The organism is Bacillus sp. HU-1818 (genome assembly GCF_022695965.1).
Taxonomy (GTDB): Bacteria; Bacillota; Bacilli; order Bacillales; family Bacillaceae; genus Bacillus; species Bacillus atrophaeus.
Genome location: NZ_JAAPBE010000001.1, coordinates 213,916 through 238,160 on the forward strand (window position 1 = coordinate 213,916; position 24,245 = coordinate 238,160).

The 24,245-nt window shown below is 43.8% G+C and carries 21 protein-coding genes; all 21 read right to left on the reverse strand.

Annotation, left to right across the window (positions count from 1 at the left end; all coding sequences use genetic code 11):
* Positions 1-14: 14 nt before the first annotated feature.
* The gene (mutL, locus tag GXP75_RS00845; protein WP_242555964.1) at positions 15-1,892 is read right to left on the reverse strand and encodes a DNA mismatch repair endonuclease MutL; all 1,878 of its coding nucleotides are present in this window, start codon (positions 1,890-1,892) and stop codon (positions 15-17) included.
* A 16-nt stretch (positions 1,893-1,908) separates the two neighbouring features.
* Complete coding sequence (mutS, locus tag GXP75_RS00850; protein WP_242555965.1) at positions 1,909-4,491, reverse strand: DNA mismatch repair protein MutS; 2,583 nt, start codon at positions 4,489-4,491, stop codon at positions 1,909-1,911.
* Positions 4,492-4,623: 132 nt separating this feature from the next.
* Entirely contained in the window at positions 4,624-5,169 is a 546-nt protein-coding gene (gene cotE / locus GXP75_RS00855) for an outer spore coat protein CotE (RefSeq protein ID WP_003328856.1), read from the reverse strand.
* Positions 5,170-5,426: 257 nt separating this feature from the next.
* Entirely contained in the window at positions 5,427-5,858 is a 432-nt protein-coding gene (gene ricA / locus GXP75_RS00860) for a regulatory iron-sulfur-containing complex subunit RicA (RefSeq protein ID WP_003328857.1), read from the reverse strand.
* 1 nt (position 5,859) lies between these two features.
* Positions 5,860-7,389 (reverse strand): tRNA (N6-isopentenyl adenosine(37)-C2)-methylthiotransferase MiaB, encoded by a 1,530-nt coding sequence (gene miaB, locus GXP75_RS00865; RefSeq protein WP_003328859.1) that lies wholly within the window; start codon positions 7,387-7,389, stop codon positions 5,860-5,862.
* 75 nt (positions 7,390-7,464) lie between these two features.
* Positions 7,465-8,112, reverse strand: coding sequence for a type A chloramphenicol O-acetyltransferase (gene catA, locus GXP75_RS00870; protein WP_242555966.1), 648 nt, complete (start codon positions 8,110-8,112; stop codon positions 7,465-7,467).
* Between the two features lie 174 nt (positions 8,113-8,286).
* A complete protein-coding gene (locus GXP75_RS00875) occupies positions 8,287-9,462 on the reverse strand; it encodes a glycine C-acetyltransferase (protein ID WP_214914514.1) in 1,176 nt (391 codons plus the stop codon).
* A gap of 13 nt (positions 9,463-9,475) precedes the next feature.
* Positions 9,476-10,519 carry an L-threonine 3-dehydrogenase gene (gene tdh / locus GXP75_RS00880; protein ID WP_088117185.1) on the reverse strand — a complete coding sequence of 348 codons (1,044 nt, stop codon included), beginning with the start codon at positions 10,517-10,519 and terminating at the stop codon, positions 9,476-9,478.
* 310 nt (positions 10,520-10,829) lie between these two features.
* Positions 10,830-11,090 (reverse strand): stage V sporulation protein SpoVS, encoded by a 261-nt coding sequence (spoVS, locus tag GXP75_RS00885; protein ID WP_003328863.1) that lies wholly within the window; start codon positions 11,088-11,090, stop codon positions 10,830-10,832.
* Positions 11,091-11,289: 199 nt separating this feature from the next.
* A complete protein-coding gene (gene ymdB / locus GXP75_RS00890) occupies positions 11,290-12,084 on the reverse strand; it encodes a 2',3'-cyclic-nucleotide 2'-phosphodiesterase (protein WP_003328864.1) in 795 nt (264 codons plus the stop codon).
* A gap of 69 nt (positions 12,085-12,153) precedes the next feature.
* Positions 12,154-13,716, reverse strand: a complete 1,563-nt coding sequence (gene rny / locus GXP75_RS00895) for a ribonuclease Y (protein WP_003328865.1) — start codon at positions 13,714-13,716, stop codon at positions 12,154-12,156.
* 258 nt (positions 13,717-13,974) lie between these two features.
* A complete protein-coding gene (locus tag GXP75_RS00900; protein WP_214914520.1) occupies positions 13,975-15,204 on the reverse strand; it encodes a serine hydrolase domain-containing protein in 1,230 nt (409 codons plus the stop codon).
* Positions 15,205-15,490: 286 nt separating this feature from the next.
* Positions 15,491-16,534, reverse strand: a complete 1,044-nt coding sequence (recA, locus tag GXP75_RS00905; protein ID WP_061571604.1) for a recombinase RecA — start codon at positions 16,532-16,534, stop codon at positions 15,491-15,493.
* 170 nt (positions 16,535-16,704) lie between these two features.
* A complete protein-coding gene (locus tag GXP75_RS00910) occupies positions 16,705-17,955 on the reverse strand; it encodes a competence/damage-inducible protein A (RefSeq protein ID WP_242555967.1) in 1,251 nt (416 codons plus the stop codon).
* 18 nt (positions 17,956-17,973) lie between these two features.
* Entirely contained in the window at positions 17,974-18,555 is a 582-nt protein-coding gene (pgsA, locus tag GXP75_RS00915) for a CDP-diacylglycerol--glycerol-3-phosphate 3-phosphatidyltransferase (RefSeq protein ID WP_003328870.1), read from the reverse strand.
* Between the two features lie 50 nt (positions 18,556-18,605).
* Entirely contained in the window at positions 18,606-19,523 is a 918-nt protein-coding gene (rodZ, locus tag GXP75_RS00920) for a cell shape determination protein RodZ (RefSeq protein WP_010788648.1), read from the reverse strand.
* A gap of 18 nt (positions 19,524-19,541) precedes the next feature.
* Complete coding sequence (locus tag GXP75_RS00925; protein ID WP_242555968.1) at positions 19,542-20,333, reverse strand: DUF3388 domain-containing protein; 792 nt, start codon at positions 20,331-20,333, stop codon at positions 19,542-19,544.
* 129 nt (positions 20,334-20,462) lie between these two features.
* Positions 20,463-20,720 carry a DUF3243 domain-containing protein gene (locus GXP75_RS00930; RefSeq protein WP_003328873.1) on the reverse strand — a complete coding sequence of 86 codons (258 nt, stop codon included), beginning with the start codon at positions 20,718-20,720 and terminating at the stop codon, positions 20,463-20,465.
* 80 nt (positions 20,721-20,800) lie between these two features.
* Positions 20,801-21,529 carry an elongation factor P 5-aminopentanone reductase gene (gene ymfI, locus GXP75_RS00935; protein ID WP_106034098.1) on the reverse strand — a complete coding sequence of 243 codons (729 nt, stop codon included), beginning with the start codon at positions 21,527-21,529 and terminating at the stop codon, positions 20,801-20,803.
* Between the two features lie 56 nt (positions 21,530-21,585).
* Positions 21,586-22,872, reverse strand: coding sequence for an EF-P 5-aminopentanol modification-associated protein YfmH (gene yfmH / locus GXP75_RS00940; RefSeq protein WP_242555969.1), 1,287 nt, complete (start codon positions 22,870-22,872; stop codon positions 21,586-21,588).
* Complete coding sequence (gene yfmF / locus GXP75_RS00945) at positions 22,869-24,149, reverse strand: EF-P 5-aminopentanol modification-associated protein YfmF (protein WP_242555970.1); 1,281 nt, start codon at positions 24,147-24,149, stop codon at positions 22,869-22,871. Before yfmF ends, yfmH begins: the two co-directional genes overlap by 4 nt.
* Positions 24,150-24,245: the final 96 nt, after the last annotated feature.

The following is a 24,245-nucleotide window of genomic DNA, read 5'->3' on the forward strand; positions in this document are numbered from 1 at the left end:
CCCCTCAGCCCCCGCTACATCACCCGCTTAAACATCTTCTCCATCTCATATGTGCTATGGTGAATGATAATCGGGCGGCCGTGCGGGCATGTAAATGGGTCTGAGGTGCCGCGCAGCTCGTCCAGCAGAGCTTTGATTTCATCATTGCGCAGGTGGCGGTTTGCTTTGATAGAGCCTTTGCAGCTCATCATGATGGCCGCTTCTTCCCGCAGTTTTTTGATGTCGATGTTTTTGGAGTCAAGCACCTGCTGGATGATTTCTTCTATCAGCAAGGCTTCTTCTCCCTTGGGAAACCAGGCCGGGTGACAGCGCACGATATAGCTGTTTGAGCCAAATGGTTCTAAAAAGACGCCTACGTTTTCGAGCTCATATTGATGCTGTTCAATGATGAGTGCTTCGTTTGTTGAGTAGTGAAAGGTCAGCGGGACGATCATATCTTGGACTTCCGGCTCGACCTCGCCCACTTTTTCACGAAAATATTCATACTTAATGCGCTCTTGCGCCGCATGCTGATCAATAATGTACAAGCCGTTTTCGTTTTGCGCTAAAATATACGTTCCGTGCATTTGTCCGATTGGATACATGATCGGCACCCGCTCTGACTGCGAATGTTCCTGAACAAGTTCTTGTTCGGATTCGGCGGCTTCAGGCTGGTGCTCTGCAAAAGCAGTGTGATCGCCCTGGTCTGTTTCTATAAGGGGATCAGGCACCGGAATGTCTGTGCGTATTTCCTTTTCCGTTTCTGCAGATTCCTTTACAACTGAACTCAACTTCATAGGTGAGTATGACGACTCAGACGTTTTTTCCGGCTTCTGCTCGGCAGGTCTTGTGTCAAAATTCATGAATTGCTGCTCGTTTTTAATAACCGGTGCTGATTTTTTGGGCAACTGCGCGCTAGGAATCAGCTGCTGCTGTTTAAATACGTCTTTGATTCCGTCACGAATCAGTTCATGCAGCTCCGTCTCCTTGCTCAGCCGCACCTCAAGCTTGGATGGATGTACGTTCACATCCACCAAAATCGGATCCATCGTGATCTCGATAAACGTAATCGGATGGCGTCCGATCGGCAGGAGAGTGTGATAACCTTCATGCACCGCTTTAACGAGCGGAAAATTTTTAATGTAACGACCGTTTACGACAGAAGACATGTAGTTCCTTGATGCCCGGGTAATTTCCGGAAGAGCAATATACCCCTTCACGTCAAAATCCAGTGAACTGACATGGATCGGAACCATTTTTTTAGCTGTCGCCATACCGTAAATGGCGGCCAAAACATGACGGACATCACCGTTTCCGTTCGTTTGCAGCAGGTTTTTCCCTTGGTGCCGAAGCCGGATGGAGACCTCCGGATGCGCCAAAGCGATTCGGTTGACCACATCTGTTATATTGCCAAGCTCGGTATGGACGGTTTTCATATACTTCAGGCGGGCGGGTGTGTTAAAAAACAGATTCGTAACCGTGATTTCCGTTCCTTTTCGACCTGAGGACCGGGTTTCGGATATGATGTTTCCCCCTTGGAGCATAAGCTGGGTTCCCGCTCCTTCTCCGGTGCTCGTTTTTATCTCAAGGTGTGAGACTGACGCGATACTTGGCAAAGCTTCTCCGCGAAAGCCAAGCGTTCTCACGCGGAATAGGTCATTCTCATCTTTAATTTTACTAGTTGCGTGGCGGCGGAAGGCCCGCTTGCAATCTTCATTTTCCATTCCTTCCCCGTTATCGAGGACACGAATGGAAGCAAGGCCCGCTTCCTCTATATCTATTTCAATGACCGTGCTGTTAGCGTCGATCGCGTTTTCTACAAGCTCCTTCACGACTGAAGCTGGCCGTTCGACTACTTCACCGGCCGCTATTTTATTTGAGAGCTCATCTGAAAGCTGGATGACTTTTGCCAAGTTACATCACCTCTTTCTAGTGTAATTTCTTTTGTAGCTTGTACATTTCGTTCATCGCTTCAAGCGGTGTCATATCAAGTAAATTTATAGATTTAAATGTATCCAGTACCTGTTTTTCTTTTTTGGACAGCTTTGATTTTTCAGCCGGCTTTTCTCCTTCGTCAAAAAAGGACAGCTGTGCAGGTTTTTCCTTCACGGCAGACTTTGGCTCCTGTGCCGGCAGCTCTGGTTTGGTTCCCGTATTTTCGAGTTCCTTCAGTATATCTTGAGCACGCGCGATTAAATCATCAGGAAGTTCGGCTAGCTGCGCTACATGAATGCCGTAGCTTTTGTCAGCGGCTCCCTCTTTAATTTGATGGAGAAACACAACCGTTCCATTATATTCCTCTGCACGGACATGGACGTTTTTCAGCTGAGACAGCTTCTCTTCAAGGACGGTCAGCTCATGGTAATGTGTACTGAAGAGCGTTTTTGCGCCGATATGGTCATGAACATATTCAATAATCGCTTGAGCAAGGGCCATTCCGTCGTAAGTTGACGTGCCCCGGCCGATTTCATCAAACAGGATCAAGCTATTTTTAGTAGCATTAACAATGGCGTTTTTCGCTTCGAGCATTTCCACCATAAATGTGCTTTGTCCGGAGATTAAATCATCCGCTGCGCCAATACGGGTGAAAATCTGGTCAAAAATCGGAAGGACCGCTTTTTTCGCTGGTACAAAACAGCCGATTTGCGCCAAAATAGAGATAAGCGCTATTTGTCTCATGTAGGTGCTTTTCCCGGACATGTTCGGTCCTGTAATCAGAAGCATTTGGCTGCTTTCGCCCATCTCGCAGTTATTAGGAACGTATTCCTGGCTGTCCATCACTTTTTCAACGACCGGATGCCTTCCGTCAATGACTTCCACATGATCCTCAGAAAAAACCGGTTTTATGTAATGGCGGTTTTCACTGATTGTGGCAAAGCATTGCAGGGCATCAAGCTCACTCATCTGTTTGGCAAGCTTTTGTAAACGCGGAATGTACATCTTTATTTTTTCACGTAGTTCAGCAAACAGTTCGTACTCAAGCTCGCATATATTGTTTTCCGCTTCTAAAATGAGTGCTTCTTTTTCTTTTAACTCCGGCGTAATGTAGCGCTCGGCGTTTGTCAATGTCTGCTTCCGTTCGTAGCGCCCGTCCTCCAGCAAATGCAAATTCGCTTTTGTCACTTCTATATAATAGCCGAAGACTTTATTGAAGCCGACCTTCAGAGAACGAATCCCCGTGTATTCACGTTCTTGCCGTTCCAGCCGGGCGATCCAATCTTTCCCGTTTTTGCTGGCATCCCGGTATTCATCAAGCTTTTGGTTATAGCCGTCCTTCATCAGGTTGCCTTCTTTTAATGATATAGGCGGTTTTTCATGCAGCGCTTCTTCAAGCAGCTGTAAGACATCTTCGCACGGATCAATCCGCTCAGCCCGCTCTTTCGCCATTTTATGATTGAGTGAAGCAACAAGATCTCTGATGGCCGGTACTTGTTTTAATGATTCCTTCAGCTGAATTAGGTCCCGAGCGTTCACATTGCCAAATGCGACACGGCCAGCAAGGCGCTCCAAATCGTACACTTCCTTTAATCGTTCGCGCAGATCTTCCCGTTCGAATAAATGGGCAATAAGTGTTTCCACCATTTCTTGGCGCTCTTCGATCTGGCCGGCTCTGATCAGAGGACGGTCGATCCACTGCTTTAACAGCCTTCCGCCCATTGCTGTTTTTGTCTCATCTAACAGCCAAAGCAGCGAGCCTTTCTTGTTTTTCGAACGAATGGTTTCCGTCAGCTCCAGATTGCGTTTAGAATACAAATCAATTTTCATTGCTTCTTCAAGCTCATATACCTGGACAGACTGAAGATGATCAAGGCTCCGTTTTTGGGTTCTCTTAAGATACGTATACAAACGCATAAACGTTGTCATCAATTCTTGGCTTTTCAGCTGCTCTGCAATTTCAATGCGCTCATCTGTTTCTCCGTCTTCGATTGAAATCGTCGCGCCGCATCGTTCTTTCAGCTGGACAACCGTCTGCTCCTCCAAGCTGCTGCTGACGACTACTTCTCTTGCTCCGACTGAATAAATCTCCGAGATCACATCTTCAATCCGTTTGATGAATACGGTTAAATTTTCCCCTGTCGTTAAATCAGACAGCGCAAGGCCATAGCCGTTTGGAAATGCTGTAACTGAGGCGATAAAGTTATTTTCCGTTTCATGAATGCCTTTGCCGTCCATTACGGTTCCCGGCGTAATCAGCTGGACAACCTCTCGTTTCACGACTCCCTTTGCTGCTTTTGGATCTTCCGTTTGTTCACAAATCGCTACTTTGTATCCTTTTTTGATCAGCTGTTCGATGTAAGCAGCAGCTGAATGATAAGGTACGCCGCACATTGGTATCTTATCGGCTGCTCCTCCGTCCCTGCTTGTTAATGTAATTTCAAGCTCTTGTGAAGCTTTTTTTGCGTCATCAAAAAACATTTCATAAAAATCGCCAAGGCGAAAAAATAAAAAGGCATCCTTGTGCTCTGCCTTAATTTTTAAATATTGCTGTATCATAGGCGTGTAACTTGCCATCATTTATCCCTCACTATGTATCAACGTTTCTATTTTGTCCAAACTTCATTATAACATAAACAAAAAGCCAAAAAGAATGATATCCTCATATAAAAAAAGAGACTTGGGGTGTTGCCTCCCCTAGTCTCTTTTTTATTCTTCCGGATCTCCGACTAAAAACTCCGGATTAATATCCTCTAACTCTTCATCAAGCTCATCTTCCCAATCTTCCTCGTCATCCTCTTCCCAATCCGGGTTCACTTCAACAACTACTTTCGTCTCCCCGACGACCTCTGCCAAAAATTCTCTCTCGGCCTGAACCACGATTTTATTTCCGTTTGGCGAAATGGTCACCTCAAGACAATTAGGCTGCTGAAGGACTTTTGCGATTACTTCATGTTCATCATCTAAGTAGTTATTATCTCTGTATCTCAGCTTAATAACATCAACATATTTAACCCGCTCTGTCACAACCTCTGTTTTCGTATTGTCCGCGTAAGAGTACCAGACGTTTATATCATAATACCCTTCAATTTCTACTGTTTTTCCAATCTTTTCAGCATCATACTTGTGGTTAATGATCCAACCGCCCAATATGCTGGTCGGTTTTTGCGAAGGAGAGATGGTATTGGTGCATTGGGTGAATTTTCTGCCTTTCGCTACAACTGCCTTCGTAATAATTTCCCTGTATTCAGACATTCCGGCATGCCTCCTTGTTCTTCTTCGTGTTATGTTATGCTGGGCATTCGTCTAGTGTGCATTTTTATAAATAAAATATAAAAATACAAAGTTTCTGTTTCATTGTATGCAGGGCCGCCTAGAAACTTTACTTTTATGTTTTATAAAGTTTATACGGACAGGGAGAAAGAAAATATGGTGAATATTTAGTTCATAGTTTCATTAGTTCATTTTGAAGTTGGACAAAAAAACACGGAGCCTTTAAAAAGGCATCCGTGTCAGAGTGAACAGCTGTTATTTGAATGTTTCACCTTTGAGCCGGTTTCTCCTGTCAGCAGGTCGCCGCCGGTTGATGAAATGATTTCATTTGTCACTTGATTGGATATGGTGTGTGCAACGAGCTGCAAAAGATCGTTGACCTCAATCTGGGAGTCCCTGAACTCCTGAATGACAGGAATTGCCTCAAGCTCTTCCTGCAAGGCGTCAATTTTAGCTTCTGTCTGCTTTAACGCTTCATGCTTCTCATAATGCTTCAAGTTGACGGCTTGCTTTTGCAGGGCTTTGATCTGATTGATAATCCCAGATACTTTAGCATTTTCATTGATTTGCGCTTCTGCCCGTTTGAAAAGATCCACTTCTTCTGTCTCTGAGATCATTTTCGCAAGGTCACGGGCTTGCTGCACAATATCTTTTTTTGTGTAAAGCGTCATCTTATTTCACCTCGATTGCTTCTCCTACCATTTCTCCGTCAAGCGACCATGTTTTCGCTTGATGGATTTTCACGTGCACCAGCTTGCCGATGGCTTCTTTAGGGCCTTTGAAATTCACAAGCTTGCTTTTCCGTGTATATCCGGCAAGAATTTCAGGGTTGTTTTTGCTTTCTCCCTCGACTAATACTTCGACGACTTCACCCTCATATTCCTTCATTTTTTTTGCAGAAATTTCTTTCACGAGATCGTTCAGCCGCTGAAGACGTTCTTTTTTCACCCTCATCGGGACATTATCCTTCATTTTCGCTGCCGGTGTGCCCTCACGCGGAGAATAAATGAACGTATAGGCGCTGTCAAATTCAACTTCCCTGTATAATGAAAGGGTTTCTTCAAACTGTTCGTCCGTCTCGTTCGGGAAACCGACGATAATGTCTGTTGTTAGTGAAGCATTTGGCATCGCCGCTTTAATTTTGCCGACGAGCTCCATGTAGCGCGCTCTGTCGTATTTGCGCGCCATCAGCTTCAATACTTCCGAACTTCCTGATTGGACAGGCAAATGAATATGGTCAAGCAGGTTGCCGCCTTTACCGAGCACTTCAACAAGATGGTCGTCGAAATCACGAGGATGGCTTGTTGTAAAACGGATTCTTGGAATATCAATTTTGCGCAGTTCATCCATTAAATCTCCGAGGCCGTACGTGATGTCGTCGAAATCTTTTCCGTACGCATTTACGTTTTGCCCTAGAAGAGTAATTTCTTTATACCCTTCACTCGCAAGCCTTCTGACTTCCTGAATAATTTCCTCGGGGCGCCGGCTTCTTTCTTTGCCGCGTGTGTAAGGCACAATGCAGTACGTACAGAATTTATCGCAGCCGTACATAATATTGACCCATCCTTTAATTTTCCCGCGGCGCACTTTCGGAAGGTTTTCAATGACATCGCCTTCCTTCGACCAAACTTCGATTACCATTTCTTTTGACAGATAAGCTTCTGACAGCAGTTCAGGCAAACGGTGAATATTGTGCGTTCCGAAGATCATATCGACGAAGGGATGCTTTTTCAAAATACGATTGACCACTGATTCCTCTTGTGACATACAGCCGCAAACGCCTAAAATCAGGTCCGGATTTTCTTTTTTAAGCGTTTTTAAATGCCCAAGCTCGCCAAAAACCTTGTTTTCGGCATTTTCGCGGATCGCGCATGTATTCAACAGGATGACATTGGCATCGTCAACAGAGTTTGTCGCTTCATATCCTAAAGCCATAAAAATTCCGGCCATTACTTCCGTGTCATGTTCGTTCATTTGACAGCCGTATGTGCGAATATAAAATTTCCTGCCCTCACCCATACCTTTAAACTGTTCTGAGATTTTAAAATCATGATGATAGCTGACGCTTTCTTTCCCGCGTTTTTTCGCATCTTTTAAAGAAGGTGGAATATACACAGCTTCAAAGTACTTGCTGTAATCCTTCTCGGATTTTTTGTCCGGTGGATTGACTTGTCCGCTCTCTTGTTTTTGTTTTTCATTCATTAAATGATTTCTCCTTTCAACCCAAACTTCCACCCTACAGTATAGACTATATTCGTCCGAAAGAAAAACAAATACTCATAACCACTCTTCGAAAGAATTGGCTAGTTTCTGTAGCTCATTTATAAACATGCTTACATGATAACCGTCACATACAGCGTGGTGAACTTGCAATGAAATAGGTAAACATACCGTTTCCCCATCTGAAAAGTACTTCCCAAGCGTAATAATAGGAAGCAGATATTCTCCATTATAAAGATTGAGTTGAAAACCGGTAAAACTGACCCAAGGAAGAGCAGAAATTGAAAACGTATGGGCAGGTACGTTTTCTTTTACCCATAGTCCCTTTTTATCTCCATATCGGTCAATATCTTGTAGATAGTTCTTATAAAAAAGTGAAAAATCGCTCGAGTATTCTGTCCACATTGCAGAAAAGGTTTTATCCTCTTTATGAAAGATGGTATAGGTTGGCACCATCTGTTTCCAATACCCTAATTGCCCTTTATCGTTAAAAGCCGTTCGAAACTCAATATGTGAATTAACAACTCTAGAAATCATGTAAATAAAAGCAGGATAAAGTTTCATATTCTTTTTTCTCAACCCATTCAGCAATGCGGTCACATTCAGGTTAGCCGTAACGCTATAAGAACATTTACCTTCTTTTATATAATGTTCGAAATAAGGTTTTCTATTCCAGCGATCTATATCTATTTGATGAAAATTCATATTATATAACCTCCTAAAATATTTAACTTTTTATTTTAGGAGGTTAATTTCACTGATTTCACCACAATCCTCACCCCGTGTGCCCTTTTATTCATTTACTTCAGTGTAACGCTAACTATTTCCTTATTCAACTATGCTGAAGCGTCCATCAATGAAAAAGAGGGATTTCTCCCTCTATAGCAAATGAAACTCTTTTGCCGCAGATTGTATGACGGCGAGCGCTTGATCGAGTTCCTTCTTTGTATGCTCCGCAGTAATCATCGTACGAATTCTCGCCTTTCCTTTAGCAACCGTCGGGAAAACAATACTTTGGGCAAATATTCCCTCGGAAAGCAACCGTTCGGAGAATTGCTGGGCTAAGGCTTCTTCACCTACTATAATAGGAAGAATCGGAGTTTCACTTTTTGTAAGGGTAAGTCCCATCTTTACGAGCATAGACTTAAAGTAATTCGTATTATCCCAAAGCTGCTCCATATGTTCAGGTTCTTCCAAAAGCACGTTAATCGCTTCTATACAAGCTGCGGTTACGGCAGGCGGGTGCGAGGTGCTGAATAAAAACGGACGGCCCTTATGCCGCAAGTAATCAATTAAAACATGTGAACCGGCAACGTATCCGCCCAACACCCCAATTGCCTTGCTTAACGTGCCGACCTGAATATGCACTCTGCCGTCCAGTCCAAAGTGATTAACGGTTCCTCTTCCGTTTTCTCCAAGCACTCCGGATGCATGCGCGTCATCCACCATGACAAAAGCGTCATAAGCCTCAGCCAGCTTAACAATTTCCGGCAAAGGCGCAATATTGCCATCCATTGAAAATACCCCGTCGGTGACAATGAGGCGCATTCTGTAATTCATTGATTTTTTCAGCACTCTCTCTAAATCATCCATATCAACATGGCGATATACCTTTTTATCCGCTTTTGTCAGCCTGATTCCGTCAATAATGGAGGCATGGTTCAGTTCATCAGAAATGACAATATCCTCTTTTGTCAGAATGCTTGAAAGAACCCCTTGGTTTGTTGTGAAACCGGACTGAAATACTAGAGCGGCCTCTGTTTTTTTAAAGGCGGCTAATGTTTTCTCAAGCTCGTGATGCATCGTAAATGTACCGGCGATCGTCCGAACTGACCCAGTACCGGCTCCGAACTGTTCAGCGGCAGCCTGGGCGGCTTTGACCAATCTTGGATGTGACGTCAGTCCAAGGTAATTATTTGACGAAAGCTGAATCACTTGTTTGCCGTTTACAGTGACGTAAGCTCCTTGCTTAGATTCAACCTGTTTTATTTCCTGCCACGTATGGTTTTCTTTCATATCTTCAAGCTCTCTTTTCAAAAATTCAAACTCCTTCATGTTTATCCCCCTTTTATGGTATCAGAATAACCTTCCCGCACTGTCCTTCTCTCATCAGCTCAAAGCCTTTCTCAAACTCTTCCAATGGAAACTGATGTGTAATAACAGGTGAAATGTCTAAAAGCTTTGATTGCAGTAAATTGGACACCTGTCTCCACGTGCTGAACATTTTTCTTCCTGTAATTCCTTGGACAGTGAGGCCTTTAAACACCACTTCATTTGTTAGATCGATTGTCACCGGGTGTTCCGGCAGACTGAGGATGTGAAATCTTCCGCCATTGGCTGCCATCTTTAAGCCTTGTTCAATAGCAGAAGGATGGCCTGACATTTCACAGACAAGATCTATTCCCTCCCCCTTTGTTAAAGCGCTTACAATTTGTAGCGGATCTTCTTTTTCGATTGATATCGTAAGCGTGGCCCCCATTTGTTTAGCAAGGCTGAGTCTATACTCGTTTTTATCTATGGCAACGATGTGGGCTGCTCCGGCTGCTTTTGCCACCGCTACAGCCATAAGTCCGATCGGCCCGCAACCGATGACGGCAGCGGATGCGCCGGCGGGCTGACTATCCAGCACGGTATGCACCGCATTTCCCAGCGGCTCTTGGATTGAAGCTATTGCCGGCTCCATGTCGGCCGGGTTTTGCCAAATGTTTTGCGACGGCACCTTTACATATTCTGCAAAGCATCCTGCTGTATCAACGCCAATGATGGCAGTTTGGGTGCAGACATGTTGTTTGCCGGTGACACAAGGGATACATTTGCCGCACACAATATGTGTTTCTGCCGATACATAATCACCGACTTTCACATTGCTAACATGCTCACCCACCGCCTTTACAATGCCGCTAAATTCATGTCCAAACACATAAGGCGGCTTGATCCTTTGCCGGGCCCACTGGTCCCAATTATAGATGTGCACGTCTGTACCGCATATCGAGGCTGCCTTTACTTTCACGAGAACTTCATGTTTTTCTATGTGAGGAATGGGCACCTCAGCCAAAACCGCACCGAAAGCGCTGTCATTTTTAACGACAGCTTTCATTTTTCCACTCACCATGTACAATCCCCCTTTTGAAATCTTATTATATCTGGATTGTATCATGATGAATAATAGACGTAAACATCACTGTCCTCACACAGTGTACAAATGCGTCCCCCTTAAAAAATGGGCTCAATATTTTTTATTTTTCAATCAGGTACGCTGATTTTCATTCATACTAAAAGCGTGTATCTATTCAATTGTTATATATGACAACAATTACATGTTTTATTTATATTATTAATATAGTATTGGGAGAAAATATCACAACCTAAAAACAACCTGCTCGCAAATAAGCAAGCAGGTTGAGACATCATTTTTAGTTGTTTTAACGGGGCTCAACGATCAATTTGATCGCTGTTCTTTCTTCGCCATCAATCAAAATATCGGTAAATGCCGGAATACAAATCAAGTCGACTCCGCTCGGCGCCACAAATCCCCTGGCGATCGCTACAGCTTTGACGGCTTGGTTTAAAGCGCCCGCTCCTATCGCTTGAATCTCCGCTGCGCCGCGCTCTCTTAACACGCCTGCCAGCGCACCTGCTACTGAGTTCGGACTTGATTTTGCTGAAACTTTTAAGATTTCCATTTCTGCTCCCCCTTAGTTTTACAATGGATAAGTGAGTGTTCATTAGAACAATCATTATTAGATGTTGCTATCCAAAAAGCCATCCCCACAATGCTTTTCAAAAATAGCTGGCTACCTTCCATTTTTACTATATTCACTAAGAAGTTGCTATATTCCTGCTTTTCTTTTTAATATTTTTATAAAATAAACATATGCTCAGTTATTCAAAGAACATGTGATCATCATTTATCAAAATACGCTCAATTTTAACCGCTTTTTTCGTTTGGTCGTCAATATCAATAACGACTCCGCTTAATGTGGTTTTGCCTTCTGCGACAGAGAAACGGACAGGGAGGTTTGTTTTAAAGCGTTTAATGATGGTCTCTCGGTCCATGCCGAGAATGCCGTCATATGGGCCGGTCATTCCTACATCAGTAATATATGCCGTCCCCTTAGGCAAAATGCGGTTATCTGCTGTTTGCACATGTGTGTGCGTACCCACTACTGCAGACGCTCTGCCATCTGTGTACCAGCCGATCGCCAGCTTTTCACTTGTTGCCTCGGCATGAAAATCAATGAAGATATAGGGCGTTCGTTTAGCCGCCTCTGCGATTAATTCATCTGCCTTTTGAAACGGATCATCGAGCGGCGGCAAAAATGTGCGTCCCTGCAAATTAATGACGGCAAGCTCTTTACCGTTCGCTTTTACATATGTGATTCCTTTTCCCGGCGTACCCTCCGGAAAATTGGCCGGACGGACAAGGTGCGGTACGTCATCTATAAAGTCAAATATTTCTTTTTTGTCCCATGTGTGGTTACCCATAGTAATAGCGTCTGCGCCTGCCTGCATTAAGCTGTGATAAATTTTTTCTGTCAGGCCCTTGCCGTGAGCGGCATTTTCCCCGTTAATAATCGTGAAATGCGGCTTATACTTCGTTTTTAGTTTCGGGACATACTCTTTTACCATGTCGCGGCCCGGTGAGCCGACAACATCTCCAATAAATAAAATTCTCATTCTTCGAACCCTTTCTGTTTTTCATTTCCTTGCCGGTCAAAAAAATAAAGTGATGCTTAGCGCATCACTTTATTTTGCATACTCTACGGCTCGTGTTTCTCTTATCACTGTCACTTTAATGTGGCCAGGATAGTCAAGCTCGTCCTCAATTCGTTTACGGATATCCCGTGCCAGGCGATGGGCTTCAAGATCGTTAATCGAATCCGGCTTCACCATAATGCGCACTTCACGTCCAGCCTGAATTGCGAACGATTTTTCAACACCCTCGTAGGACTCAGAAATTTCTTCGAGCTTTTCAAGTCTGCGAATATAATTCTCAAGCGTTTCACTTCTCGCGCCAGGCCTTGCAGCTGACAGTGCATCCGCTGCGGCTACTAGAACTGCAATGATAGAAGTCGGCTCTTCGTCCCCGTGGTGTGACGCAATACTGTTAATGACGACTGGATGCTCTTTATATTTGGTCGCAAGCTCCACGCCGATTTCAACGTGGCTTCCTTCGACTTCATGATCAATTGCTTTCCCGATGTCATGAAGCAGTCCGGCCCGTTTGGCAAGCTTTGCGTCTTCTCCAAGCTCCGAAGCCATTAAACCGGCTAAGAATGCAACCTCCATGGAATGCTTCAGCACATTCTGACCGTAGCTTGTACGGAACTTTAAGCGGCCGAGAATCTTGATCAGATCTGGGTGAAGACCGTGAACGCCAACCTCAAATGTGGTTTGTTCACCCATTTCACGAATGTAGTCATCGACCTCGCGGCGAGATTTTTCAACCATTTCTTCAATCCGTGCCGGATGAATACGGCCATCCTGAACGAGTTTATCTAGAGCAATCCTCGCTGTCTCACGTCTGATCGGATCAAATCCGGAAAGAATGACAGCTTCTGGGGTATCATCAATGATCAGGTCAATTCCTGTCAGCGTTTCAAGGGTGCGGATGTTACGCCCTTCACGTCCGATAATACGCCCTTTCATCTCATCATTTGGAAGATTGACAACTGAAACCGTCGTTTCGGCAACGTGATCTGCTGCGCAGCGCTGTAAGGCGAGCGAAAGAATGTTTTTCGCTTTCTTATCAGCCTCTTCTTTTGCACGGTTTTCAGTTTCTTTTGTCATGATGGCGATGTCATGTGAAAGCTCGTTTTCAACCCGGTCAAGAATGATTTGCTTCGCTTCGTCACGAGTGAGGCTTGAAATCCGCTCCAACTCTGACTGCTGCATACGAATCATCTCATCCACTTTGCTTTCCATCTCTTCAATATGTTGTTGTCGTTCATTCAGAGAATGATCTTTCTTCTCCAACATCGCTTCCCGTTTATCAATCCCCTCATGTTTCCGATCAAGGTTTTCCTCCTTTTGGAGTAAACGGTTTTCTTGTTTTTGAAGCTCATTTCGTCTTTCACGAACTTCCTGTTCAGCATCTATTCGAAGTGTGTGGATTTCATCCTTTGCTTCAAGCAGAGCTTCTTTTTTCAGTGCTTCAGCATCGCGCTTTGCATCTTCAAGAATTTGCTCGGCAGCACCTCGTGCGCCCGCAATTTTCGCTTCGGCAATGGTTTTACGAACATAGTAGCCAACAACTAAACCGAGTAGAATCAGCAAAATGGAGATGAGAACCATCATAATTGGGGTCATACTTTCACCTCCTCTTGCTATGAACTTGGTTGTTGCTAAAATAAGTGTCGGCATGTACATTGTCTAGTTTTCTCAACATACAGAACCTTCACAGGGAATGAGTTTCTCACTGCCCTTGTCAAGTTTAAATGGTTTAACAATCATGTTAAAAAAACAAATGTTACAACTTCATTGTAATTGTGTCGGAAATACTTGTCAAGCTTGCCATCTTAACGATTGAACGGCATATCTATTCCGTATATATAAATGTGCGCCGCACTATCCATTTGTTTTTGCCGCTTGGGAATCAGGAGCCTCTTCTTGATTGAGAAATTGATACATTTTATTGTTAACTTGCCCCAATTTCGTATTATTTTGGATATTTGAAAATAAAATAACAAATTTGTTCCCTGAGTGGCTGAAGCTGTTTAAAATGTTGTAGCCGGGCATTACACCATGGTTGGAATAGCTTCCCGGATCAACATAAAATCCCATGCCGTAGGTCGAACTGCTTCCGGAGGTGAACATTTTTTCAAAGCTGGCTTTTGAGTAAAGAGTGCCATCCACAAGAGCCTGATCAAATTTATACATATCGTATGCACTCATATATATATCGCCCGCGCCGTACAGCTGGGATAAATCAAGTATGTGCGGCGTCACTAAATTTCCGCCTTTATCCAATTTGTAGCCGACGGCAGGATAAGGCTGTTTTTGAAATGTTTTGTAAAAGCCTGCGTATGTCATGCCCGCCGGTTTGAAAATATGGTTTGTTATGTAATGTTCATATGACTCCCCGCTTACCTTGGCAACGATATAGGCGAGCATTGAATAATTTGAGTCCTGATAATCCCATATGCCCGGCTGCCGTTTAATTCCTTGATTTTCAATATCTTTTATCAAGTCGTCCGGGGTAATCGCTCCTTCTCCTTCGATATGCCCCCTGATTCCGGAAGTATGTGTCAACAGATTTTTTAAAGTAATCTGCTTTCCATTCGGAAAACCCTCTATATAAGCTGCGACAGGATCGCTCGTGCGAAGCAAGCCTTTTTCCTCAAGCTGCAAAACGGCGGTCGCAATTAATGCTTTTTGCGACGATCCGACAAAATAAGAGGTTTCAGGGTTATTTGTTATTTTGTGTTCACGGTCTGCATAGCCGAAGCCTTTATTCGTCACTATTTTTCCATCTTTTACAATCATGGCTGTTCCGCTGAATCCAATGCTTTGCAAATAGTTGCTGATATTTTTATTATCATCGACTGTTGCAAGCTTATTTTGGTTTTTCTTATTCGTTTCTTTTTTCTTTTGAACCTGATTTTTTTTATTATTATCAGAATCGGCCTCGGCTGCTGGAGCTGATTTTGCCGGTTCCTCGTTTTGGTGATTTTTCCCTATCCAGATTATGATACAGCAGACAGCGATCAGCAATATAAAAAGAGCCAGTTTACCCCTTTTGTTCAGCTTTCTCCGTCTGCGCTTCGAATCTCTGGTGCGGCTTCTCGAGCTCGTCATTCGTTTTTCCCCCTAATATAAATTCAATTTGCAGGCACCATATTTTTAGACGAAGTAAGCTTCAAAAAGGTTGTAAAATCTAAAAATAAATCTGCTCTTTTATCATTTGATATTTTAGGCGACAGGATTGGTTTATAAATCCTTTGTTTAATCAAACGCCACACCAATAAATAGTTCATCTAGTTCGCATCATTTGAACAGCCTGACTTCCGTCTGTATGCTTACGTTTGACAAACAAAAAAAAGGGCAGGAGTTCGCCGCTCCGCCCTTTTTTTCATATTGGTTTTTATCCTTCAAATTCTAGCTCTTCTTGGGTTTCCTCAGGCTTTTGTGCAACTCCATTGTTATCCAAGCCGTAATGTTCGCGAATTTGCTCTTGAATCATCAGCATGATATCTTTGTTTTCTTTTAAGAATTGCTTTGCATTTTCACGGCCTTGTCCAAGGCGCTCTTCATCGTAAGAGTACCAAGAGCCGCTTTTTTGCACGATATCGAGCTCTGTTCCAAGATCAATGATCTCTCCTTCTTTTGAGATCCCTTCTCCGTACATAATATCAACCTCAGCCGTACGGAACGGCGGAGCCACCTTGTTCTTCACAACTTTGATTCGTGTTTTGTTCCCCATTACGTCGTTGCCTTGCTTCAGCTGTTCGGCACGGCGCACTTCTAACCGTACAGAGGAATAAAATTTCAGCGCACGGCCTCCGGGAGTTGTCTCCGGATTTCCGAACATGACGCCTACCTTTTCACGAATCTGGTTAATGAAAATAGCAATCGTTTTAGACTTATTGATTGCTCCGGAAAGCTTACGAAGCGCCTGAGACATCAAGCGGGCCTGAAGTCCTACGTGTGAGTCCCCCATGTCTCCCTCAATTTCGGCTTTCGGAACGAGAGCTGCCACCGAGTCAATGACAACAATGTCAACAGCGCCGCTTCTGACAAGCGCTTCCGCAATTTCAAGCGCCTGCTCGCCCGTATCAGGCTGAGAAAGTAAAAGCTCTTCAATATTAACGCCAAGCTTTTGCGCGTATACAGGGTCCAATGCATGCTCAGCATCAATAAACGCTGCTTGTCCGCCCTGCTGCTGAACTTCTGCAATGGCATGAAGCGCAACAGTTGTTTTACCGGAGCTTTCCGGTCCGTATACTTCAATAATCCGTCCGCGCGGATATCCGCCTATTCCAAGCGCTGTATCAAGCGCAAGAGAGCCGCTTGGTACGGTTGAAATTCTTGTATCTGTCTTTTCCCCCAATTTCATAATAGAACCTTTGCCAAACTGTTTTTCTATTTGTTTAAGAGCCATATCTAAGGCTGCCTGACGATCACTCATTCTATTTTTTCCTCCTTTAACTTGCCACTACATATACTATACCTTGTTTGCAGGCATTTGCCAAGAAAAAGCGAACGCATATTCGGATTTTTTCTTAACCTGTTATCTATAAAAATATCATAATGGCCGGAAGAAAACAGGTTTTTCATGGAGGATAATGTGCTAAAACATTATTTTTGTTCTAAGAGTTTCAGGATTAAATGACATCCGTATTTGGCAGCGCGCTTTCTGACGCCTGTTCTGGAGCCTGCAAAGTTAAATTCATGAACCTCTTCTTTTCCGTCCGCAGAAATGCCGATAAAGACATGTCCCGGCGCATGGCCCTCTTGCCCTTCAGGACCGGCCACGCCGGTAAAACTGATTCCAATGTCACTGCCCGTCACCCGTTTAATCCCCGAGGCAAGCTCTCCCGCGCATTCTTTGCTGACAGCTCCGAACCGCTGCAGGGTGTCAGGCTTTACCCCCAAGGTGTGCTGCTTCATCTCATTTGAATAGCAAACAACGCCGCCGGCAAACAATTGCGAAGCACCGCTTAAATCAGTCAGCCATTCAGCAAACAGACCGCCTGTAAAGCTCTCCGCTGAAGAAAGTGTCATTCCTTTTTCCTTGCACGCTTTTGAAAGCTCTTTAACAAGAGATGTATCATCATACCCGTAGAAAAACTCTCCGACACGGTCTAAAATCACAGCTTCAGTCTCTTTTAACAGCCGCTCTGTTTCCGATTCATCCGCATGCTTTGCAGTGAGGCGCAGCGTCACTTCTCCGTCAGCAGCCAAAGGAGCAATTGTCGGATTGGTCTGTGTATCAATAATATCTTCTAAATCAGCTTCAAGCTGGGACTCGCCGATTCCAAAAAAACGGAGAACGGTTGAAACGATTTTTTCATTTGATCCGAGTTTTTCAAGAAGAAGCGGCTTGGCCTCGTTTTCAAACATAGGGTGCAGTTCGCTCGGCGGTCCGGGAAGCAGCATATAAAGACGGGCTTCGTGCTCTGTCAGCATCCCCGGCGCCATGCCGAATTTATTGGCCAATACGTCTGAGCCTTCAATCACAAGCGCCTGTTTACGGTTATTCGGTGACATTGTACGCTTTGTTCTCTTGAAATAATCTTCAATTGATTGAAAAGCCTCATCATCAAGAACGAGCGGACGGCCCAGCACATTTGCGATTGTTTCTTTTGTTAAATCATCCTTCGTCGGTCCGAGCCCTCCTGAAAAAATGATAAAATCAGAACGTTCTTCAGCAATGCGGATGACTTGCTTCAGCCGCTCAGGGTTGTCTCCTACAGCTGTATGATAAAACACATTAATGCCGATCTCGGCAAGCCCTTTACTGATAAATTGAGCATTGGTATTGGCGATCTGACCGAGTAAAAGCTCTGAACCGACCGCAATAATTTCTGCTTTTTTTCCTAACTCCATCATGTTTGTCCTTCTTTCTTAGTTAGATGTTTTTAACGCTTCCCAGTTTTTCGCGAAATATTCCCATCCGGACACAACCGTAAAGAATACAGCTACCCATAACGCAAGGTCGCCAAACGGAAATGACACAAGCTCAAACGGCAGATTATGAAGAAGCAATGCAGAAACAGCAATGATCTGAGCCCATGTTTTGACCTTACCCAGCATGTTGGCGGCTACAACTTCCCCTGTTCCCGCCAAGACAAGCCGTAAACCCGTCACGGCAAACTCCCGGCTGATAATGACAATTACCATCCACGCAGGAGCAAGCTCAAGCTGTACGAGAATAATTAAAGCAGCCGATACGAGCAGCTTATCAGCCAGCGGATCAAGAAATTTCCCAAAGTTCGTTACAAGGTTTAATTTACGGGCGTAATATCCGTCCACCCAGTCTGTCGTAGATGCAATAATAAATAAAATTGCTCCGACCAGATGTGCGACCGGAATCGACTCATCTCCGAGGTCAAGATGCCCCCACTCAAACGGCGCCAGCATGATAATCATGAAAATGGGGATTAAAGCGATTCTTGAAAGTGTAATTTTATTCGGTAAGTTAAACATATTGCCCCTCCAATTTAAGTACTCGGACGCGAAGAAAAGTCATCTGCTGATTAAGATGACTTTTCTTCCTTTTTATTTACAATCGTAATCGTTTGCGCCATCACGTCTTTAGGATCAAGTTCATATGAAAGAACCTCTCCGTTGATTTTGATTTTCAGGTTAGGTGCATACCCGGTACGAATATCCACTTGTTTTTGATCAGTTATGTCTTTTTTATAGGTCTCGCCTTTTTTCAATGTTCCCTCTTTCAGAGAACTGCTGTTTTCATCACGCACACGGATCCATGCGCTGTCTGAAGCAGCCAGCTCAAGCTCGATCTTATCTGCGCCGGAGACTTCGTATGTTGTTGCTGAACCTTCAGTGCCGGTGGCTTTTATACTAAGCTTGCCGCTGTCACTCTTCTTTTCGTCGTCTTTTTTAGCGCTTGATGTTTTCGTATCTTTTTTACTGTCTGTTTCACTGCTGCTTTTTTTGTTATCTTTCAGCGTTGAATCCTTTGGAATTTCATATTTGCTTTCGCTTTGCGTGACCGCTTTTTTAGATGCAGCATCACTTTGGTCATTACTTTTGTTCATCGTAAGCTGGACAACCACATAAATAATCGCAATAACAACAAGGACTCCTGCGATCACAAGAATTGTCGGCAAGACTTCCAGCGCTTTAGATGCGGGCTTTGGCAGCTCTCTCTGCGATTTCATGCCGGAAAGCTTTTCAGAAACATCATCATGATACGTGTTCGGAATGTCTTTTTTAAACTCTTCAAACAATTGATCTGAATCGAGCCCGACGGCTTCGGCATATTGCTTGATAAAAGCTCTTACATAAAAACTTCCCGGAATAATGTCATAGTTTCCTTCCTCCAGAGCAGTTAAATATCTTTTCTGAATTTTAGTCGCCGCTTGGAGATCATCCAATGACATTGCTTTTTCCTCTCTGGCTTCTTTCAGCCGGATTCCTAGTTCAGTCACAACAAACACCTTCCAATATTAAAAATCAAAGTTTGAAAACCCGGATTGATCAAACATTTGGGGTTCTTCTGCATGTTCATATGTAATAACCTCGTCAGGTTCATTCCTGAGTTCAATGATGTAATCAAAGTCATCAAGTGTGTATTCAGTATTTTGGACGAATATATCCGGATGTTCCACTACCTTTGTCGCAGGCAGCCTCATGATTTCACTGACAAGCTGAAGATGGCGCTCCGATCCTCTTCTCGTTGACACGATGCCATCTATGATAAACACATTTTCAGTGCTGTACTCGTCGGCAATCAGCTGGCTTCTTATCGTCTGTTTCAGAAGTGTGGATGACACAAACAGCCACCTTTTGCTCGCACACACGCTGGACGCCACGATTGATTCGGTTTTTCCCACGCGCGGCATCCCCCGGATTCCTACTAGCTTATGACCTTCTTTTTTGAACAGTTCAGCCATAAAATCGACGAGAAGGCCCAGCTCGTCCCGTTCAAAACGGAATGTTTTTTTATCATCAGCATCTCTTTGGATGTATCGCCCGTGGCGAACAGCTAGACGGTCGCGAAGCCTCGGTTCTCTAAGCTTCGTCACCTTAATTGTTTCCATCGTTTTTAATATTGATTCTAAACGTTTAATTTGATCTATATGGCGGCACCTGAGCAGCATTCCCCTTCTGGAAAGATCGACACCGTTAATCGTGACAATATTAATTGAAAGCATCCCGAGCAGAGATGAAATATCCCCGAGCAGTCCGGGGCGGTTGACTTGAATTTCATATTCAAAATACCATTCGAGCTTTGCCAAATGATATACCCCCTTCATTGTGGCAAATTTTTACCTTCCTTTATCATAAAGCATTTTTACCTATTTAGAAAGAAGAATGTTGCTCTGAACAGGAAAACATAAAAAAGAGAGGAAAAATCCTCTCTCTCACTAGTGAGTGCTGTTATTTTCAACAAGCTTAACCATTACATTCGCAATGGCGTGCTGTTCATCTTTCGATGCAACGCTCCAAAGATCCGCAAGCACTTTTTCCTGATGGTTCTTAGAATCAACTTCGTTAGCCAAGTAGCCGCCGATCTCATAAGCAAGATCTGTGATGGTTTCTTCACTCATCCCTTTATCCTGCGCATAGTTCAGACGGTCACCTAAGAAATTCTTCCAGTTATCCCAGTTATCTAGTACTGACATTTAGGCTTCCTCCATTTCTTCTTGAAGTTACAAAATTATTGTGTCCTTCCCGCCGTAAACTATACATATTTTATTTTCGCTCAGCAGTGCCAGCCGCCATTGACGGACAAAATTTGACCGGTGATATAGGAAGCTTGGTCAGAGAGAAGAAAAGCAACCGCATCGGCAATTTCTTGTGCTCCTGCAAGCCGGCCCATCGGAATATCTTCAGCTATTGCTTCTTTTTCTTCCGGGCTGAATTGGTTCATCATGCCCGTATCCACTGCGCCCGGCGCTACTGCATTTACGCGGATCCCGCTAGGCGCCAGTTCCTTTGCAAGCCCTTTGACAAAAGAATTTTGCGCGCCCTTCGCCATGCTGTACAGCACTTCGCAAGAAGCACCTGTTTCCCCCCAGATAGAACTGACAGCCACAATGGCACCGGTTTTCTTTTTGATCATGCCGGGCAGAAGGTTTCTTGTCAGGATGAACGGGCTCGCTATATGCAGCTGCACCATGTCCTGAACTGTGCTGTTATCCACGTCTGTAATAAGTCCAAAATGGCTTTTTCCGCTGTTCAGCACGATCGCGTCAATTGGCTGTTGGATAGAATCAGTCAAAGCTGCCGCCCCGCTTGGTGCTGATAAATCACTTTGCAAAACCTCGGCATGAATCCCGTACGTTTCTGTAAGTCTATTGGCAAGGCGTCCGGCCGCTTGTTCATTGCGGTTATAATGCAGCAAGAGATCGTATCCCTTGGCCGCAAGCGTTTCGCTTATTTTTTCCCCGATGCCTCCGCTCGCACCTGTTATAAGCGCGGTTTGATTCATATGTCTTCCTTCTTTCCCGCAAAAAACACCCCTCACGCTCGGAGGGATGTTTGTTTTTATGATTTAGGTACAACCTTGCAAACCGTGATTCGGTCTGCGTCTATCTCCTCTTGAATCGCCTGTTTCACATCCTCAAGCGTAATTTGCTCAAGGACAGTCACGACATCAAATAAACTCATATCTAAAAATGCATAACGTGTAAATTGGTTGGCGATGTATTCAGGCGAATTCATCGCTTTTAAAAATGAACCGATTTTTTTCTTTCTCGCCAGCTCAATTTTTTCGGCGGTTACCGAATCAGCCGCATGCAGAAGGATGCCGGAGATTTCTTCCGCAAGTTTATCCGGCTCTTTCGTGTCTCCGCCAATTGAGGCAAACCCGAAACCATGTTCCGCCGTATAATCAAAGCTGAACGTTTCATCAATGTATCCCTTTTCGTATAAAGATCCATAATTGGCTGAGCTTTTGCCAAAGAGAGTTTCGAGCATCAGATTCATAACAAGCTCATGCTTTAGCAATTCTTTCCCTGATCTGTATGGATTTTTCTCCTTTAAGCCGACGAGACATTTCGGTCCTTGAACGTTCATTTTGATTTCTCGTTCTTTCTGGAAGACCGCTTCTTGCTCCTTCACTTCATTTCGTTTAATGTCAGGCTGGTCTGTATAAGGTTTTTTCTCCTGATTTTCTCTAACCTGGGTGATGATTGCCTCCGGATCAACGGGACCGACGACAAACAGAAGCATATTGCTCGGATGATAAAAGGTCTCATAGCATTCATACAGAAGATCTTTTGTAATATGAGAAATGCTTTCTATTGTGCCGGCAATGTCTATTCTGACCGGATGATCTTTGTACATATTTTCAATGAGGCCGAAAAACAAGCGCCAGTCAGGATTATCATCATACATATTGATTTCTTGCCCGATAATGCCTTTTTCCTTTTCTACAGTTTTCTCCGTAAAATAGGGATCTTGGACAAAATCAACGAGCGTTTCGAGATTTTTCTCGACATTCGATGTGCTTGAAAAAAGGTAAGCCGTCCTTGTAAATGATGTAAATGCGTTGGCGGAAGCCCCTTGTTTACTAAAGCCTTGGAACACATCTCCGTCTTCTTTTTCAAACAGCTTGTGCTCAAGAAAATGAGCGATACCATCGGGCACATGGACCATCTCTTCTTTTCCCAGAGGGACAAACTGGTTATCAATTGAGCCGTACTTAGTCGTAAATACAGCATATGTTTTGTTGAAGCCCTTCTTCGGCAGAACATATACTTCAAGGCCGTTTGACATTTTTTCATGGTACAGTGTTTCTTGAAGCTGTTCGAATTCAATTGGTTTTGTCAAGATGCTCCCTCCGTCCCTGTTAAGAAATAAGTGGTGTCCAGTTCGATTTTTTTGCCGGCGTTGATAATATCTTCTTTTGTCACCCGCTCAATATTAGAGAGGAATTCCTCAACCGGAATCTGAACTTGGACCGCAGCCTGCTGATAAAGAAATTCTGATAAACCGTATGCTGTATCAATTGTCTCAAGCACCTGATTTTTAATAACGGCTTTTGTCTGTTCAATATCTTCTTCACTGAATTCCCCGTTTTTCATTGCTTGGAATTGCTCTTCAATAATGGTCACGGCCTGTTTATAATTTTTCACTTCAATGCCCGACATGACCATTAAAAGCCCTTTAAAGCTTTCCACCCGCGAAGCGGCATAGTAGGCAAGGCTTGCTTTTTCTCGAACGTTGATAAACAGCTTGGAGTGGGAAAACCCTCCGAACAAGCCGTTGAAAACTTGTAAAGCCGGATAGTCCGGATCGGTATAAATGATATTCGTCCGAAATCCGATGTTCAGCTTGCCTTGTTTTACGTCCTCTTCATCAATGACTTCTTTCGGCTCCGGTTTTTGCCCGGCTGCTGCTTTTTCAATGGTTCTAAGGGGCCGGTCTTCAGTTTTAAAATATGTTTCTATGCTCTTTTGCACCTGTTTATGGTCAACATCGCCGATGACATACAGATCAAGCTGGTCCTGTTTTAGAGCTTTCTTGTATGCTTCATATAAGCTTTTCGCTGTAATCGCATCCACAGCATCAATCTCTCCATTGACATGAAGTGCGTATAGTTCGTTTTTGCACATTTCCTGGACGAGCCTTAAATTAGAATAGCGCATTTTATCATCATACACGGCTTGAATTCTTTGTTTCAGCGTGCGTTTTTCTTGATTGACATACTGCGATTGAAAAGCATCCCCTTCAAGAGCCGGCGAAAAAACAAGTTCAGCCAAGAGCTGAAGACCCTTTTCAAGCAGCGGCGTTTGATCCTTTAAATATTTTTCATTAGGAATCTCTAGTCTGAATGTGATGACGTGCTGTTCACCTTTTTTAGAAAGATCGCATGAAACAGACGTACCGTACAGTTCATCCAAATAAGCACGTAAATCCGCCGTTTTCGGATGTCTTTGGGTGCCCCGAAGAAGCACATGCGGAAACAGTGCCCTTTTTGTGACAAGTTCTTTTGATAAAGGCGCCAGCATTTTGAAAACAAGCGAGACGGTTTTGAATTTTTCAGTTTTAACGATGTGAGCCGTTAAACCGGCGTGCTTCGATGTTACTTCATTTACATATGTCATGTGAAACCTCCTTCGTTCCTTCTTAATTATTATGTATTATGACCAAATTTCAGCATTCTCAGAAACGCTGTTTGATTGTAATTATATCAACTGTAG